This is a genomic window from Tabrizicola soli (assembly GCF_015999335.1).
GTDB lineage: Bacteria > Pseudomonadota > Alphaproteobacteria > Rhodobacterales > Rhodobacteraceae > Tabrizicola > Tabrizicola soli.
Genome location: NZ_JAEACP010000007.1, coordinates 51702 through 67518 on the forward strand (window position 1 = coordinate 51702; position 15817 = coordinate 67518).

General features: G+C 69.0%; 13 protein-coding genes and 1 tRNA gene. 5 read left to right on the forward strand and 9 right to left on the reverse strand.

Features of this window, described 5'->3' with window-relative positions; translation table 11 throughout:
- The first annotated feature begins 179 nt into the window (after nt 1-179).
- Nucleotides 180-2603: a GcvT family protein gene (locus tag I7S92_RS07690; protein WP_197642913.1), complete on the forward strand. Its 2424-nt coding sequence runs from the start codon at nt 180-182 to the stop codon at nt 2601-2603.
- A gap of 41 nt (nt 2604-2644) precedes the next feature.
- Nucleotides 2645-3250 (forward strand): nucleotidyltransferase family protein, encoded by a 606-nt coding sequence (locus tag I7S92_RS07695; RefSeq protein WP_197642914.1) that lies wholly within the window; start codon nt 2645-2647, stop codon nt 3248-3250.
- Here the strand turns inward: I7S92_RS07695 and I7S92_RS07700 are convergent.
- The 4 genes from I7S92_RS07700 to ypfJ all read right to left on the reverse strand — a co-directional run bounded on the left by I7S92_RS07700 (nt 3247) and on the right by ypfJ (nt 8812).
- Nucleotides 3247-6555 carry a Hint domain-containing protein gene (locus I7S92_RS07700; RefSeq protein ID WP_197642915.1) on the reverse strand — a complete coding sequence of 1103 codons (3309 nt, stop codon included), beginning with the start codon at nt 6553-6555 and terminating at the stop codon, nt 3247-3249. The two genes, I7S92_RS07695 and I7S92_RS07700, sit on opposite strands and share 4 nt — an antisense overlap.
- A gap of 177 nt (nt 6556-6732) precedes the next feature.
- Nucleotides 6733-7392 (reverse strand): Hint domain-containing protein, encoded by a 660-nt coding sequence (locus I7S92_RS07705; protein ID WP_197642916.1) that lies wholly within the window; start codon nt 7390-7392, stop codon nt 6733-6735.
- Nucleotides 7393-7797: 405 nt separating this feature from the next.
- Nucleotides 7798-7881 (reverse strand) — tRNA-Leu (locus I7S92_RS07710).
- Nucleotides 7882-7924: 43 nt separating this feature from the next.
- Nucleotides 7925-8812, reverse strand: coding sequence for a KPN_02809 family neutral zinc metallopeptidase (ypfJ, locus tag I7S92_RS07715; RefSeq protein WP_197642917.1), 888 nt, complete (start codon nt 8810-8812; stop codon nt 7925-7927).
- 257 nt (nt 8813-9069) lie between these two features.
- Between ypfJ and I7S92_RS07720 the strand changes: the two genes are divergently transcribed.
- Nucleotides 9070-9537 (forward strand): disulfide bond formation protein B, encoded by a 468-nt coding sequence (locus I7S92_RS07720; RefSeq protein WP_197642918.1) that lies wholly within the window; start codon nt 9070-9072, stop codon nt 9535-9537.
- Nucleotides 9538-9704: 167 nt separating this feature from the next.
- On the opposite strand, the gene I7S92_RS07725 is transcribed toward I7S92_RS07720, so the two are convergent.
- A complete protein-coding gene (locus tag I7S92_RS07725) occupies nt 9705-10889 on the reverse strand; it encodes a deoxyguanosinetriphosphate triphosphohydrolase (RefSeq protein WP_197643046.1) in 1185 nt (394 codons plus the stop codon).
- Nucleotides 10890-10965: 76 nt separating this feature from the next.
- Between I7S92_RS07725 and I7S92_RS07730 the strand changes: the two genes are divergently transcribed.
- A complete protein-coding gene (locus I7S92_RS07730) occupies nt 10966-11292 on the forward strand; it encodes a HesB/IscA family protein (protein WP_197643047.1) in 327 nt (108 codons plus the stop codon).
- 84 nt (nt 11293-11376) lie between these two features.
- Nucleotides 11377-12156 carry an exodeoxyribonuclease III gene (gene xth, locus I7S92_RS07735; RefSeq protein WP_197642919.1) on the forward strand — a complete coding sequence of 260 codons (780 nt, stop codon included), beginning with the start codon at nt 11377-11379 and terminating at the stop codon, nt 12154-12156.
- Here the strand turns inward: xth and I7S92_RS07740 are convergent.
- From I7S92_RS07740 to I7S92_RS07755, 4 genes are all read right to left on the reverse strand, one after another.
- Nucleotides 12153-12839, reverse strand: coding sequence for a M48 family metallopeptidase (locus I7S92_RS07740; protein ID WP_197642920.1), 687 nt, complete (start codon nt 12837-12839; stop codon nt 12153-12155). The genes xth and I7S92_RS07740 overlap by 4 nt on opposite strands.
- Before the next feature lie 43 nt (nt 12840-12882).
- Nucleotides 12883-14064 carry a vWA domain-containing protein gene (locus tag I7S92_RS07745; RefSeq protein ID WP_197642921.1) on the reverse strand — a complete coding sequence of 394 codons (1182 nt, stop codon included), beginning with the start codon at nt 14062-14064 and terminating at the stop codon, nt 12883-12885.
- An 89-nt stretch (nt 14065-14153) separates the two neighbouring features.
- Nucleotides 14154-14324, reverse strand: coding sequence for a hypothetical protein (locus I7S92_RS07750; protein WP_197642922.1), 171 nt, complete (start codon nt 14322-14324; stop codon nt 14154-14156).
- A gap of 30 nt (nt 14325-14354) precedes the next feature.
- Complete coding sequence (locus I7S92_RS07755; protein WP_197642923.1) at nt 14355-15668, reverse strand: DUF2927 domain-containing protein; 1314 nt, start codon at nt 15666-15668, stop codon at nt 14355-14357.
- Nucleotides 15669-15817: the final 149 nt, after the last annotated feature.

The window sequence follows — 15817 nt, forward strand, 5'->3', positions numbered from 1 at the left end:
ATATCGAATCCCCATTCACAATCAAACTTCAGAATAGGTTAATGCCGCTTGTCGGAAAAATCGACCATAGCGTGATGTGCGATCTACGACATTCCCTGTCGCAAACCCGCATGACCCCTGCCCCGCTCCCCGCCAGATTGGCGCCAACCCGGAACGCCGGGACAATCAGGGAGACACCCATGAAAACCCATTCCCGCGTCGTCGTGATCGGCGGAGGCGTCGTCGGCTGTTCCGTCCTCTATCACCTGACCAAGCTGGGCTGGTCCGACGTGATGCTGATCGAACGCTCCGAGCTGACCTCGGGTTCGACCTGGCACGCGGCGGGGGGCTTCCATACCCTGAACGGCGACACCAACATGGCCGCGCTGCAGGGCTATACGATCCGGCTCTACAAGGAGCTGGAGGCGATTACCGGCATGTCCTGCGGGCTGCACCATGTCGGCGGCATCACCCTGGCCGACAACCAGGCCCGGTTCGAGATGCTGAAGGCCGAGCGTGCCAAACACCGCTACATGGGCCTCGATACCGAGATCCTGGGGCCGGAGGAAATCCACAAGCTCACCGACGGGATGGTCAATCTCGACGGCATCATCGGCGCGCTTTACGATCCGCTGGACGGCCACCTCGACCCGTCGGGAACGACCCACGCCTATGCCAAGGCCGCGCGGATGGGCGGGGCCGAGATCGTGCTGCACAACCGGGTGCTGGAAACCCGGCCGACGAAGGACGGCTGGGAAGTCGTCACCGAACAGGGCACCGTCACCTGCGAGCATCTGGTGAACGCCGGCGGCCTCTGGGCGCGGGAGATCGGGGCGATGGCGGGGGTCTACCTGCCCTTGCTGCCGATGGCGCACCAGTATCTGGTGACCGACGACATCCCCGAGATCATGGACATCCTGAAAGCCGGCCGCGAGTTCCCGCATGTGATGGACCCCGGCGGCGAGTCCTACCTGCGTCAGGAGGGGCGCGGCCTCTGCATCGGCTTTTACGAGAAACCCTGCGAGCCCTGGGCGGTGGACGGCACGCCCTGGACCTTCGGGCACGAGCTGCTGAACGAACAGTTCGACAAGATCGAGGATTCGGTCGCCTTCGCCTACCGCCGCTTCCCGGTGCTGGAACGCTCGGGCGTCAAGCGGGTGATCCACGGCCCCTTCACCTTCGCCCCCGACGGCAACCCGCTGATCGGCCCGGTCCCCGGATTGCGCAACTATTGGTCGGCCTGCGCGGTGATGGCGGGCTTCTCCCAGGGCGGCGGCATGGGCCTGGCGCTGGCGCAATGGATGATCGAGGGCGAAGTCGAGCGCGACCCGCGCGGCTTCGATGTGGCCCGCTTCGGCAACTGGACCAGCCCCGGCTACACCGTGCCGAAGGTGATCGAGAACTACCAGATGCGGTTCAGCGTCTCCTACCCGAACGAGGAACGCCCCGCCGCCCGCCCGTTCCGCACCACGCCGATGTATGAGGTCTTCGACGGCATGAACGCGGTCTGGGGCCAGCAATACGGGCTGGAGGTGGTGAACTACCACGCGCTTCCCGGCGAGCCGCGCTATGAGGAGCCCAGCTTCAAACGCTCGAACGCCTGGGAGGCGACGCGCCAGGAAGTCATGGCGGTGCGCGAGGGCGTCGGCATCAACGAAGTGCAGAACTTCGGCAAGTATCGCGTCACCGGCCGCAATGCCCGCGCCTGGCTGGACCGGATCATGGCCGGGACGATCCCGCAGCCCGGCCGGTTGTCGCTGACCCCGATGCTGGCGCATTCGGGCAAGATCATCGGCGATTTCACCGTCTCCTGCCTGTCCGAGACCGAATTCCAGCTGACCGCCAGCTATGGCGCCCAGGGCTGGCACAGCCGCTGGTTCGAGCAGAACATGAGCGAGGGCGTGCAGGTCGAGAACATCTCCGACGCACGCTCCGGTTTCCAGATCGCCGGGCCGAAGGCGCGGGAACTGCTGTCCCGCGTCACCCGCAGCGACGTGGGGCCCGAGGCGTTCCGTTTCATGGACGTCCGCCGGATGACCGTCGGCATGGCCAACTGCATCGTCCAGCGCGTGAGCTACACCGCCGATCTGGGCTATGAGATCTACACCGACCACATGTCGGTCCGGCACCTCTGGGACGTGCTGGCGGCGGCCGGCCAGGACCTGGGCCTGCGCCCCTTCGGGATGCGGGCGATGATGTCCTTGCGGCTGGACAAGTGGTTCGGGAGCTGGGGCCGGGAATTCTCGCCCGACTACACCCCGGCCGAGACCGGCCTCGACCGCTTCATCCGCTGGAACAAGGCGGCCGACTGGATCGGCAAGGCCCCTGCCCTGGCCGAGAAGGCCGCAGGTCCCAGGCGCCGCCTGGTGAGCTTCATCGTCGAGGCGGCCGATGCCGATGTGGTGGCCTGGGAGCCGATCTGGCTGGACGGCGCCGTGGTCGGCTTCTGCACCTCGGGCGGCTTCAGCCACTGGACCGGCACCTCGGTCGCCATGGGCTTCCTGCCCGCCGACCGGGTGCAGGACGGCCTGGCCTGCGAGATCGAGATCCTGGGCGAACGCCGCCCGGCCCGCGTCCATCTCGCGCCGCTCTGGGATGCGGATGGCGCACGGATGCGGGGCTGAGGCTTGACAGGATCCGGCTGGCCGAACCAGGCTTGCAGGCCATGGTGACGGTCCACATCCTGATCCCGGCGGCCGGGTCCTCCTCGCGGATGCGGGGGGCGGACAAGCTGCTGCAGAAGGTCGGGCGCAGGCCGCTGCTGCGCCGGATCGCCGAGACGGCGCTGGCCACCGGCGCGCCGGTCACCGTCACCCTGCCGCCCGAGGCCGACGCGCGCCGGGCGGCGCTGGCGGGCCTGCCGCTGCGGCTGCTGGAAGTGCCGGATGCCGCGCTGGGGATGTCGCGCTCGCTGGTGCGCGGGATCGCGGCGCTGGACCCATGGGCCGGGCCGGAGGACGGGGTGATGATCCTGCCCGCCGACATGCCGGGCTTCACCCCCGCGGCGCTTTCCGATCTCATCGCCCGCTTCCGCGTCGAGCCCGGCCTGATCCTGCGTGGCGGCGGCGAAGACGGCGAGCCCGGCCACCCGGCAATCTTCCCGCGCGCCTTCTGGCCCGCGCTTATGCAGGTCAGCGGCGACGAGGGCGGCCGCTCGGTCCTGCGCGCGCAGCCGGGCCGGGTCAGGGTGATCCCCCTGCCCGGCCGGATGGCGCTTCTCGATCTCGACACGCCCGAGCACTGGGCCGACTTCCGTCGGGCGCGAAGCTAGCCGGCCAGCAGCACCCGCGCCTCATGCGCCTTCAGCGACAGCCGCGCGCCCGCGAAACCGTCACCGTTCGCCGCCAGCTCCGGGAACAGCGCCAGAATCTCGTCCCGCACCGCCGCGTCCAGCGCCGACAGGCTGCGTTCCGCGGGCTGGAAGCTCTCGCTCCAGATCCCGTCCGACTGCACGATCTCGTGCCGGTCGAACAGGAGGTGGATATAGCTTATCCCCTCGGCCGGAAGGGCGCGGTCGGCCCCGGCGAGATGCAGGGCGGGCACCAGGACCTCGGCCTCGCCGAACAGCATTTCGGCCCTCGCCCCCTCGATCAGCACACGGTGCTGCGGCGAGACCAGCATCGCCCGCTCCGGCCCCTGACCCAGCGCGCCGGCCCCGATCCGCACCGGGCGCAGGGCAGGATTGGCCAGCATCTCGACCAGCGAGACCTCACGCCGGCCGATCCAGCGCAGCTCCTGCAACCCGTGGTCCCGCGTCAGCACCAGATCGCCCGGCCGCAGCGCCTCGACCGGCACCTCGCCCCCGCCGGTCAGGATCATCGTGCCCGGCGTGAAACAGGTGACGATGCTCTCGATCTCGGAAAAGTCGATGGTGCCGATCACGGTCTCGCCATCGGGCGCGAAGAAGGTGATCGTGCCCGCTTCCGGATTGCCGTCGGCATAGGAGATCTGGACGCTTTTCCAGCCGTTGGCCGCGACGAAGGCCTGCAGGTCGATCCGGTCGAACTCGGTCCCGACCGGGGTCTCGCCGCCCTGGATCACCTCGCCCAGGCCGGTATCGCCATCGCGGATGACGAAGATGTCGTTGCCCTCGCCGCCATAAAGCGAGTCCGCCCCCGCGCCGCCCTCGATCAGGTCGTTGCCGGAGCCGCCGTCCACCCGGTCGCGGCCCGCGTCGCCGTAAAGGACGTCATCCTCGCCGCCACCGGAAATCGTGTCGTCGTCGTCGCCGCCCCGGATCGTGTCGGCCCCGGCATCGCCCGACAGAAGGTCCGCCCCGGCATCGCCATGGATCGAATCCGCATCCGCGCCGCCTTCGATGGAATCCGCGCCGTCGCCGCCAAGGATCGTGTCCCGGCCGGTGCCGCCGAACAGGCTGTCACCGCCGCCCCTGCCCTCCAGCCGGTCGTTGCCGCCGTTGCCGTGGAAGACGTTGGTATAGGCATCGCCCGGCACGGTCGATGTGCCATCGAAGCCCAGCAGGACGTCGTCCTGCTCCGAGCCGAAGATCCCGTCCACCCCGGAGAGCGAATCGCCCTCCGCGTCGCCGCCCAGGCCGGTGCCGGCCTGCAGGTCGACGGTAACCCCTTGGGCCGAGCCGGAATAATCGGCATAATCCATGCCGCTGCCGCCCGCGAGCAGATCGTTGCCGGCCCCGCCGGCCAGCGTGTCGTCGCCCGTGCCGCCCACCAGGGAATCGCTGCCCGCCCCGCCGGACAGCAGGTCGTTCCCGCTGCCGCCGTCCAGCGTGTCGTTGCCGATGCCCCCGGCCAGGCTGTCGTCGCCCGCATCGCCCAGCAGCCGGTCGTCATCGGCCCCGCCGTCCAGGCTGTCGTTGCCGCCCCCACCCTCCAGCGAGTCGTTCCCGGCCCCGCCCAGCAACAGGTCGTCGCCATCGTTGCCCAGGATCGAATCCGCCCCGGCACCGCCGTCGACGAGGTCGTTCTCCGCACCGGCGTCGATGCGGTCGTTGCCATCGCCGCCGTCGATCGTATCGGTTCCGGCACCGCCCTGGATCAGGTCATGGCCCGAGCCGCCGGAGATCGAATCCGCCCCGGTCCCGCCGTCGATCGTGTCGTTGCCGCCTCCGCCCAGGATCGTATCGTCGCCCGCGCCGCCAACGATCGAATCGTTGTCGATGTTGGGCATGGCCTGGAACTGCACGTCCGAGACATAGATCGTCTGCAACGCGGTCTCGAGGTTGCCGTATTCGACAACGACGCGCGCGACCGGGCCCGCGATGTTGATCAGGACCGAACCGCCCGCCTCGTCCGGGTCCCGAAGGGAACTGCCGGTGGTTACGGAAACGACATTGCCGTTGACGGTCAGCGTGTTCGAGTTCTCGGTGAAGGTGACCGGAACCTCGTTGCCGTCGGCGTCATAGGCGCGCACGGTCACGATGTCGCGGAAACTGTCCTGGTCGAGGTCCGAAATGCGGAAGGCGACGTTGCGCACCTCGCCGAGGTAACCCGAGCCCGGGACCGCGGCGAAGTCCAGTTGCAACCCGGTGGTGGGCGAGGCGGAAGTCTGGCCGCCCGGACGGAACAGCTCGGCCGCGGAATTGGGGTTGAAGGTCTCGCCCGCGCCGGTGTTCACATAGATCGGGCCGTCGTAGGCATCGCTGAACGTGACCGCGGATTCGACCGTCACGGCCGCGCCCGGGATTCCCGCCGTATGGCTCACCGTGACCTGGATGCCGCCGGTATCCTGGGCATAGCCCTGCGCAACGGGCTGGTTGTCGCCGCCGGCCAGGTTCCAGTTGAAGTCAAGATTGACCGGCGCCGAACCGGAGGACTGGCCGCTGTCGCCGCCGCCCACCAGAAGGTCATTGCCGCCGCCGCCGTCGATCGTGTCGTTGCCGACCCCGCCCTCGATCGTGTTGGCATTGCCGTCGCCGGTAAGGTTGTCGGCATGATCCGAGCCGCGGATGCCTTCGAACCCGCTCAGCGTGTCGGTGCCGGTCTGGCTGCCGCTGGCCAGGTTGGTGCCCAGGTTCACCGTGACGCCCGCAGCCGCATTGTCGTAGGAGACGGTATCGTTGCCCGCGTCGCCGAACAGGCTGTCGTTGCCCTGGCCGCCCTCGATCGTGTCGTGGCCGCCGCCGCCGCGGATCGTGTCGTTCCCGCCCATGCCGCGCAGGTCGTTGTCGCCGCCGTCGCCGGTGATGGAATCGCTGGAGTTGCTGCCAATCACCCCCTCGACCTGCGAGATCTGGTCGGTGCCCTCGCCACCGGACGCCGCTCCGGTGGAAAGGTTGACCGTCACTCCCGACCCGGCGCCGACATAGCTGACGAAATCGAAATCGCCGCCGCCGACCAGCGTGTCATTGCCAACGCCGCCGTAAAGCGTGTCGTTGCCCGCGCCCCCGACGACGCTGTCGGCCCCGTCGTCGCCGTAAAGCGCGTCCTGCCCGTCGCCGCCGTCGATCCGGTCGTTTCCGGCACCGCCAAAGACCGTGTCGTCGCCCCCGCCCGCGAGGACGGTGTCGTGGCCGCCAAGCATGTCATACTTGTCGCCCGCCGCGACCAGCGAGTCGTTGCGGGTGTCGTTGCCGCCGGTTCCGGTGATCGTTGCCATTCGTTGTCTTCCCCCTGCCTCAGTCCCGACCACCCGTCAGCAGCCCTGCTGACGCGCCCATGCGACAGCGCAAGCGCATCCGTGGCAGCGGCCTTGCGCCACCTGCCCCGAATGCAAGCCCTGTTCCGGTTAATTTTTCGTTAAGATCGCCCGCACACACAACTCGATACCCAGACGTCACACACTGATGCTGCGGGCCTCCTGCGGGGTGGCCAGATGGCGTGCGGGCCCGAAGGCCGCGCGTCCCGCCTCGGTCTTGAGGTCGGGAAAGATCTCGTAAAGCTCGAGCCGCTGGGCATTGCCGATGCTCTTCAGCGACTGGTCGTCGGGATGGAAGCTCTCGGTCCAGATCCCGTCCGCCAGGACGACCTCGTGCCGGTCGCACATGAAATGGATGTAGGTCGTGCCGCTGGACTGGACCGTATGCACTCCGGTCGCGGTCAGGTGCTTTGCCGCCACCAGCACCTCGCGCTCGGCGAAGTGGAGCGGGGTGCGGGCATTGGTGACCAGGATCCGGTGGTTCGGCGACACCATCATGTCCCGTTCCGGCAGGCCCCGGCCGAGCGACCCCTGCCGCAGGAAGACCGGCAGGAGATGCGGCGCGGCCTGGAAATCCTGGATCTGCATCTGCGTCTTGCCCACCCAGCGCACCACCTGCACGCCGTTGTCGCGGGTAATCACGCGGTCCCCCACCGCCAGATGCTGGACCGGGACTTCCCCGCGATGGGTGGCGATCAGCGATCCGGGCGTGAAACAGGGCGAAACACGAAGCGCGCCGGCTTGGGGCGCGACGGGGGCCGGAACGGCGCTGGAATGCGAAGGGATACCCAGGGTCATGAACGTCTTCCGGACTGGTCAAAGGAGCAGCACATCGTCTCTTTCAGCATTTACCCCGCTTTCCAGAGCCTTGGAAAGCGGTTTGTCCCCGGCCTCGGCGAACCTCTGCCCGAGGTTTTCCCGCGCAGATTGAACCCGGCGCAGCCGGACGTCCGCGCGGTTTCGGACCTTGCGCGGCACGACAGGGCGCGGTCGATGCAAATTGCCTCAAATCATTGAAAAAAGATGGTTTTCCTGGATAATCCATTCCTCCCCGACCGTTGATCCCGTGGAAACGGTCGGCAGAAATCGTCGCCGGACTACGGTTGACCTTCCCTGCCGCAATGTTTCCGGCCTGGCGATGGAGCCGTGGAGGCGTGGTGATTGGGCCCGGAACGGGAAAGACCGGAAGGACTGCTGGATGGCTGGTGCCCGAGGCGAGACTCGAACTCGCATGCCTTGCGGCGACGGATTTTGAATCCGCTGCGTCTACCATTCCGCCACTCGGGCCACCGGCGACCCGTGTAAGGCCTGCCGCCGATGCCGTCAATCGTCAGAGATCGTCGGTCTGGAAGGTGTCGCAATCGGCCAGCTGGCCCGATTGCATCCCGGTCATGAACCAGCGCGAGCGTTGTTCCGAGGTGCCGTGGGTGAAGGTATGCGGCATCGGGCGGCGGCCGGCGTTGCGTTGCAGCGTGTCGTCGCCGATCTGGCGGGCGGCATTGACCGCCTCTTCCATGTCGCCGCGCTCGACCACGCCCAGCATCTCCTGCGCGCCGCGCGCCCAGATGCCGGACAGGCAGTCGGCCTGCAGCTCGATCCGGACCGAGATCGCGTTCGATTCCGCCTCGCCGACCTGCTGGCGGATCTCGTTCGCCTGGCCGAGGATGCCAAGCTCGTTCTGGACGTGGTGGCCGATCTCGTGGGCGACCACATAGGCGGCCGCGAAGTCACCGCCGGCGCCGAGCTGGCGGTGCATGGTGGTGAAGAAGGCGGTGTCGAGATAGACCTTGCGGTCGGCCGGGCAGTAGAAGGGACCCGTCGCCTCCGAGGCGCCGCCGCAGGCCGAGCGGGTGGCCTCCTTGAACAGGACCAGCGTGGCGGGCCGGTAGCTCTTGCCAAGCTGCTCCTGGAAGACCCTGGCCCAGATCTCCTCGGTATCGGCCAGGACGACCGAGACGAACTCGCCCTCGGCGCGATCCGCCTCGGTCAGCTCGACCGGGGTGCCGGGAGCGGTGCCGGTGCCGCCGTCGGGACCGAGGAGCTGGCTGGGATCCACCCCGAGGAACAGGGCGAGGAGGACGACAACGATCACCCCGGCCCCGCCGATCCCGCCGGCGCGCACGGTCCGGCCCCCGCCGCCGAGGCCGATGCCGCGCCCCCCGCCCATGCGGCGGCGGTCCTCGATGTTGCTGCTGCCCCTGCGACCGCGCCATTCCATCCCGTCACCCCTTCTTTCCCGGACCGGCCGCCCACCGTGGACAGCTGGCCGTCCACCATGGAAAGCAAAGACCTGGCCGTGGCCATTCACACATGACCCACGGCCCACCTCACAGGGCCCTGCAATACAATGCTACCCGCGACCGGGCCGCGGCGGAAGCGGAATGAAAACCACGCGGCTGTGATTTCGGTTCCCCTTTCCCTTGCCCGCCCCCCCGCCTATGGTCGCGACCGAACAGCCCCGACCGAGACCGAGCCATGACCCTTTCCCCGCGCCTTCCGATCCTTCTGGCCACGCTGGGTTCGGCGGGCCTTCTGGGCGGCGCCTTCGCCTTCCAGCATATCGGCGGGCTCACCCCGTGCCAGCTGTGCCTGTGGCAACGCTGGCCGCATGCGGCGGCGATCCTGATCGGCATCGTCGCGCTGGCGACGGGGTGGCGCGGGCTGGCCTGGGCGGGGGCGCTGGCGGCGCTGGCGACGGCGGGGATCGGGGTCTTCCACGTCGGGGTCGAGCAGCTGTGGTGGGAAGGACTGGCCACCTGCACAGCAGGCTCGATCAGCGGCATCTCGGCGGCCGACCTTCTGGACCCGACCAAGGATGTGGCGCAGGTGGTGCGCTGCGACGACATCGCCTGGTCGATGCTGGGAATTTCCATGGCCGGATGGAACGCGATCCTGTCGCTGGTGCTGGCGGGAATCTGGGTGAAGGCGGCGCGGACGGCCTGAGCCCGGGTCCCCGCGGCGGCCCCCCACCCCCGGCCCCTCCCCACCAGGGGGAGGGGAGCCGCGGTTGGACATGTCGCGCGCCAGGACCGTCGCTGCGCCAGCGGCGGGGGCGGAGCCGGGGGTTTTCCACCCCCGGACCCCCGGAGAGTATTTTCGCCAAGAGCAAGTCAGGACGCGGGGTTCGCCTCGCCGCCGCACAGGCGCGCGTGTTCCTGGATCGCGAAGCGGTCCGTCATCCCGGCCACATAGTCGGCCACCGTGCGGGCAAGCCGCGTCTCGTCCTGCGCGGCGGCCACGTCGGCCTGCCATTCGGGCGGCAGGAGATCGGGCCGGCGCAGGAAAAGCGGGAAGAGGTCGTCGACCATCCGCGTCACCTCGGCCCGCACTTCCATCACGCTCGGCGCGCGGTACATGCGGTGGAAGAGGAAGCTGCGCACCGCCTTCAGGTCCTGGTAGAGCGGTTTCGAGAAGCGGATGATCGTGGTGCCCATGTGGCGGATGTCGTCCACCGATTTCGGCTGCGCGGCGGCAAGGCGGTTCTGGGCGACGGCGATCACATCCTCGACCATGCGGCCGAAGACGCGGCGCAGCGCCTCGTGGCGGCGGCGCATCCTTTCCAGGCCGGGATAGAGGCGGTCCACCTCGTCGAAGGCGGGGCCGGTGACGGGAAGCTCCATCAGATCGTCTTCGGTGAAGAGGCCGGAGCGGAGCCCGTCGTGCAGGTCGTGGTGGGAATAGGCCACGTCGTCGGCGATGGCGGCGACCTGCGCCTCGGCCGAGGCATGGGTGTCGAGTTCGAGGTCCCATTGGGCGTTGACCTCGGCGAGGGCGTAAGGAAGCGGTCCGTCATGCTTGGCGTCGGCGTTCGGGCCGGTGACCGGGCCGTTGTGTTTCGCAATGCCTTCAAGGGTTTCCCAGGACAAGTTCAACCCGTCGAAATCCGCGTAATGGCGTTCCAGCCGGGTGACGATCCGCAGCGCCTGGGCGTTGTGGTCGAAGCCGCCATAGGGGGCCATCAGCCGCTCCATCGCGTCCTCGCCGGTATGGCCGAAGGGGGTGTGGCCCAGGTCATGCGCCAGCGCCACCGCCTCGGCCAGGTCGGTGTTGAGGCCAAGGACCCCGGCAATGGTGCGGGCGACCTGCGCCACCTCGATCGTATGGGTCAGCCGGGTGCGGTAATAGTCGCCCTCGTGTTCGACGAAGACCTGGGTCTTGTGCTTCAGCCGGCGGAAGGCGCTGGAATGGATGATCCGGTCGCGGTCGCGCTGGTAGGGCGAGCGGAAGGAGGAGAGGCCCTCGGGCCAGAGCCTGCCGCGGCTGGCGTCGGGTTGGCAGGCATAGGGGGCAAGCATGGCAAAACCTTGTTCGGGCCGGTCGCGTCCCATATATTCGCGGCAGGGCGAGAAGGATACGGGAACAGCCATGGAACTGACGCTGCCGCCAAGGGTCACCGATCGGGCCTTCGCCCGGCTGGCCGAGATCGCCGAGGCCACGGGCGAGGCCAGGCCCCTGCGCGTCGCGGTGGATGGCGGCGGCTGTTCGGGCTTCCAGTATTCGATCACGCTGGACGATCCGGCGGCCAATGACCTGGTGCTGGAGAAGGACGGCCAGCGCGTGCTGGTGGATCAGGTCAGCCTGCCCTTCCTGGCCAATGCGGTGATCGACTTCACCGACGAGCTGATCGGCGCGCGCTTCGTGGTCGAGAACCCGAACGCGAAATCCGGCTGCGGCTGCGGCACCAGCTTCTCGCTGTGACCGGCCGGGAACCGAAGCTTCGATCCGTGACTTGAACCGGCGGGTCCGGCGGGCCTAGAAGGAACGGGCGGAGGGCCCCAGCCGATGAAACTTGCGACCTTCAACATCAACGGGATCAAGGCGCGGGGCGAGGCCCTGGCCGCCTGGCTGGCCGAGGCCGCGCCGGATGTGGTCTGCCTGCAGGAGATCAAGTCGGTGGACGAGGCCTTTCCCCGCGAGGGGTTGGAGGCGATCGGCTACCGGGTCGAGACGCATGGCCAGAAAGGTTTCAACGGGGTGGCGATCCTGTCGAAGCTGCCCCTGCGGGATCTGCGCCGCGGCCTGCCGGGCGATGACGGCGACGAACAGGCGCGCTGGATCGAGGCGGTGGTCGAGGGGCCGCGGCCCTTGCGGATCTGCGGGCTCTACCTGCCGAACGGCAATCCGGCGCCGGGGCCGAAGTTCGACTACAAGCTCGCATGGATGGCACGGATGGAGGCGCGGGTGCGCGAGCTTCTGGCCAGCGAGGAGCCCTTCGTCTGCCTTGGCGACTACAACGTGATCCCGCAGGCCGAGGATGCGAAGAAGCCCGAGGCCTGGGTGACGGATGCGCTTTTCCTGCCGGAAAGCCGGGCAGCCTTTCACCGGCTGGTGAACCTCGGCCTGACCGACGCGGTCCGGGCACGGATGCCGGGGCCGGGGGTCTATACCTTCTGGGACTATCAGGCCGTCGCCTGGGAGCGGAACAACGGCATCCGCATCGACCATGTGCTGCTGTCGCCGCAGGCGGCCGACCGGCTGCAGGAGGTGGGGATCGACAAGGCGGTGCGGGGCAAGGAGAAACCCTCGGACCATGTGCCGGTCTGGGTGCGGCTGGCGGACTAGCCCAGCCAGCGCGCCTCGTTCGCCTCGATGGCGCGGATGCGTTCTTCGACCTGCGGATGGCTGAGGAGCCAGGCCGGGACGCCCTCGGCCCGGCTGCGGGTCAGGGCGTCGAGCTTGCGGAACAGCGATTTCTGCGGGCCGGTGCCGATCCCGGCCTTGATCAGCAGGGCCGAGGCATAGGCGTCGGCCTCGAACTCGTCCCGGCGCGAGAGGCGGGCCATCAGCGCGGTCGAGATCAGGTTGGCCAGCCAGATGCCGATCACCGGCAGCACGCGGTTCAGAAGCGCCGAGAGCATGACGAAGACGGCGTTCTGGCCGGTGAAGTCGATCATCCGGCGGCGCATGTGGCCCTGGGCGACATGGCCCAGTTCATGCGCGATCACGCTGGCCAGCTCCTCGGCCGTCACCTCGCCCCGCGCCTTGCGGTTCAGGAAGCCGCGGGTCAGGAAGATGCGGCCGTCGGGGGCGGCCAGGCCGTTGATCGGCTCGACCTCGAAGACATGGACGCGGATCTCGGGCAGTTCCATCGCCGCGGCCATCCGGTCGGCAAGGCGGGTGATCGCGGGATCGGTCAGCGGCCGCGAGTTCTCGTCCAGCATCCGGCGGGTGCGCCAGACCGAGAAGCGCAGCATCGCCCAGGCGTAAAGCACAGCCAGCAGGAGGGGGAGGAGAAGCTTCGACATGTCCCGGATATATGGGGTGCGGCGGGGCCGGGCAATCCGCGGATCAGCGCAACCCGCGGATCCCCCGCGCGAGGCCGTCCAGCGTCATCGGCACCATGCGGTCCTCGAAGATCCCACTGATCAGCGCGGTGGACTGGCTGCGGCGCCAGTCGCCCTCGGCCACCGGGTTGATCCAGAGGTGATGCGGCCATTGCGCCCGCAGCCTTTGCAGCCAGACCTCGCCCGACTCGCGGTTCCAGTGCTCGTTCGCGCCGCCGGGATGGGTGACCTCGTAAGGGCTCATCGCCGCGTCGCCGACGAGGATCAGCCGCCAGTCGGGGCCATAGGTGCGGATCACGTCCCAGGTCGGCGTCTGCTGGTCCCAGCGCCGGCGGTTGTCGCGCCAGAGCCCCTCGTAGACGCAGTTGTGGAAATAGAAGACCTCGAGATGGCGGAACTCGGCCTTGGCGGCGGTGAAAAGCTCCTCCATCACCCGGACATGCGGATCCATCGAGCCGCCGATGTCCAGAAGCAGCAGCACCTTCACCGCATTGCGCCGCTCGGGCCGGGTCTGCACGTCCAGCCAGCCCTGCGCGGCGGTGGCGCGGATCGTGCCGTCCAGGTCCAGCTCCTCGGCCGCGCCCTCGCGGGCCCAGCGGCGCAACCGGCGCAGCGCAAGCTTCATCGTCCGGGTGCCGATCTCGGCCTCGCCGTCCAGGTTGCGGAACTCGCGCCGGTCCCAGACCTTGACCGCGCGGCGGTGACGGCTTTCCTCCTGCCCGATGCGGATGCCTTCCGGGTTGTAGCCATAGGCGCCGAAAGGCGAGGTGCCCGCCGTGCCGATCCATTTCGACCCGCCCTGATGCCGGCCCTTCTGTTCCTCCAGCCGTTCGCGCAGCGTCTGCATCAGCTTGTCGAAGCCGCCAAGCGCCCGGATCGCCGCGCGCTCCTCGGCCGAGAGGTGGCGTTCGGCCAGCTTCTCCAGCCAGTCCCCCGGCAGGTCCAGCGCGTCCAGCACCCGGTCCGCAGTGATCGCCTCCAGCCCCCGGAAGGCGCGGGCGAAGGCGCGGTCGAAACGGTCGATATGGCGTTCGTCCTTGACCAGCGTCAGGCGGGCGAGGTGGTAGAAGCCCTCGGCGTCGTAGATCACCAGCCCCGAGGCCATGGCTTCCAGAAAGGCCAGGAATTCGCGCAGCGAGACCGGCACCCCCTCCTCGCGCAGGGTCTGGAAGAAGGGCAGGAACATGCGCTAACCCCCGGTTTCTTCGAAGAAACCGGACCGGAACCTGTGCAGGGTCCGCTGCGGAATTCTGGAAAATTCCGCCCGCGCCATGGTCAGTTCAGGAGCATGCGGTCGAGGATCAGCGTCAGGAACAGGCCGAGCACCCCGAAGAGCATGGCATGGACGGCGGCCCATTGCGCCATGTCGGCGCCCTTGCCGCCCCGGCGACGCGCGGTCCAGCCGCCATAGACGATCCCCAGAAGCACCCCAGCGATGACGATCATTCTGCCCCTTTCACGGGGCCGCCTGCCCCTTCAGCCGCCCGAAGCGCGCCCGGCCACGGCGGCGATGTCGCGCATCCGGGCCTTGACCACGCTGTCAGGGCCGAAGCCATACCGCGCCCATGGCTGACTGTCGAGCCGCAGCGCCGCCGCCGCAGCGGGGTTGCCCAGAGCCTCCAGCGCCTCGGCCTTCACCAGCATCAGCGTCGCCAGCAGCGCCGCATTGCCGCTTTGGCGGACCACGGGCATCGCGCGGTCGGTCAGGCGGACGGCATCCTCGGGCAGGCCGCCGGCCAGCGCCATCGCGGCAAGCTGCATGTCGACATGTGCGAGTTGCACCTCGCCGCCCGGCAGGCGCGACCAGATCGCCCCGGCGCGGTCGAAGGCCTGCAGCGCGCGGACCGGATCGCTGCCCGCGGTCAGGCGGCCCACCGCGAAATGGCTGAAGGCGGCGCGGCTGTCCCGCCAGCCGGCGGCAGTCGCGATGGCAAGCGCCCGCTCGGCCGCGCCCTGGCGCGCGCCGGCCGGGCCGTCGCGCCCCAGCGCCGCCTCGATCGCCCGGACCCATTCCAGCGGGGTGTCGCTTCCGGTCCGGCCCGGCGCGACGCCCAGCCGCGCCGCGACCTCCTGCCGGGTCATGCCGGTGGCAAGCGCGGGGGAATAGGTCAGGCGCAGGATTTCCATGTCGAAATCGGTCAGGGTCGAGTGGAAATTGTCGTCGTTGAAGACGCTGTCCGACAGCCGATAGAGGTCGTTCAGCGGCCCCAGCGCCTGGGCCAGTTCCTCATGCAGGCAGTCGCGCATCTCCTGCGGGCTGGTGTCCGAGGGGATGAAGACCGCCGCCCGCTCGCGCCGGGTGATCCGGGCCCAGTCCACCGCCGCCGTTCCCCGCGCGCGGCGGTATTCGGCCAGCGAGCCCACGTTCGGCACCACGAAACAGGCCGCCCGCGGCGCCAGCGGGCGCAGGGCCGCGCGCCGGGCGAATTCCACGGTGATCCGGGCCGGGCCCTCGGTGAGGGCGATGTCGATCCCCGCCTCGCTCCGCAGGCGCGCGACGAGTTGCTCAAGGTCGCGGCGGGCCGTGGGCGGGACCTCTCCGGCGGTGGCCAGGGTGATCGGCCCCTCGAAGCGGGTGAAGCGGGCCAGCTCCTGCCCGCTTTCCAGCGCGAAGCTGAGGTCGATGAAATCCCGGTCGGGCGAGGGGCCGCCTTGCGCCCCGGTCCAGCCCGCGCGCGGCGACAGCGCGCCGAAGCCGACGCCGGTCAGCGGCACGTCCTTCGACACCTGCGCCGGCGGCGTGCAGCCGGCCAGCGCGGCGAGGGCGAGGGCAGCAAGGGCAAGGCGCATCGGCAGGACCCGGAACAGTACCCCGGCAGCCGGGGCGCAAGGCCCAGTGTCGGGGTCAGCCGCCCTGCGAGTCAATTCCGGAAAAACCGCGCATTTTCCAAGCACTATCCCTCGCGGCTGAAGTGGGTTTTCCCGCCAGATGTATTGGG

Excerpts from the sequence above, each read along its gene's own strand:
- I7S92_RS07690 (WP_197642913.1), top strand. The coding sequence starts at position 180 with ATGAAAACCCATTCCCGCGTCGTCGTGATCGGCGGAGGCGTCGTCGGC.
- I7S92_RS07695 (WP_197642914.1), top strand. The coding sequence starts at position 2,645 with ATGGTGACGGTCCACATCCTGATCCCGGCGGCCGGGTCCTCCTCGCGG.
- I7S92_RS07700 (WP_197642915.1), bottom strand. The coding sequence starts at position 6,555 with ATGGCAACGATCACCGGAACCGGCGGCAACGACACCCGCAACGACTCG.
- I7S92_RS07705 (WP_197642916.1), bottom strand. The coding sequence starts at position 7,392 with ATGACCCTGGGTATCCCTTCGCATTCCAGCGCCGTTCCGGCCCCCGTC.
- ypfJ (WP_197642917.1), bottom strand. The coding sequence starts at position 8,812 with ATGGAATGGCGCGGTCGCAGGGGCAGCAGCAACATCGAGGACCGCCGC.
- I7S92_RS07720 (WP_197642918.1), top strand. The coding sequence starts at position 9,070 with ATGACCCTTTCCCCGCGCCTTCCGATCCTTCTGGCCACGCTGGGTTCG.
- I7S92_RS07725 (WP_197643046.1), bottom strand. The coding sequence starts at position 10,889 with ATGCTTGCCCCCTATGCCTGCCAACCCGACGCCAGCCGCGGCAGGCTC.
- xth (WP_197642919.1), top strand. The coding sequence starts at position 11,377 with ATGAAACTTGCGACCTTCAACATCAACGGGATCAAGGCGCGGGGCGAG.
- I7S92_RS07740 (WP_197642920.1), bottom strand. The coding sequence starts at position 12,839 with ATGTCGAAGCTTCTCCTCCCCCTCCTGCTGGCTGTGCTTTACGCCTGG.
- I7S92_RS07745 (WP_197642921.1), bottom strand. The coding sequence starts at position 14,064 with ATGTTCCTGCCCTTCTTCCAGACCCTGCGCGAGGAGGGGGTGCCGGTC.
- I7S92_RS07750 (WP_197642922.1), bottom strand. The coding sequence starts at position 14,324 with ATGATCGTCATCGCTGGGGTGCTTCTGGGGATCGTCTATGGCGGCTGG.
- I7S92_RS07755 (WP_197642923.1), bottom strand. The coding sequence starts at position 15,668 with ATGCGCCTTGCCCTTGCTGCCCTCGCCCTCGCCGCGCTGGCCGGCTGC.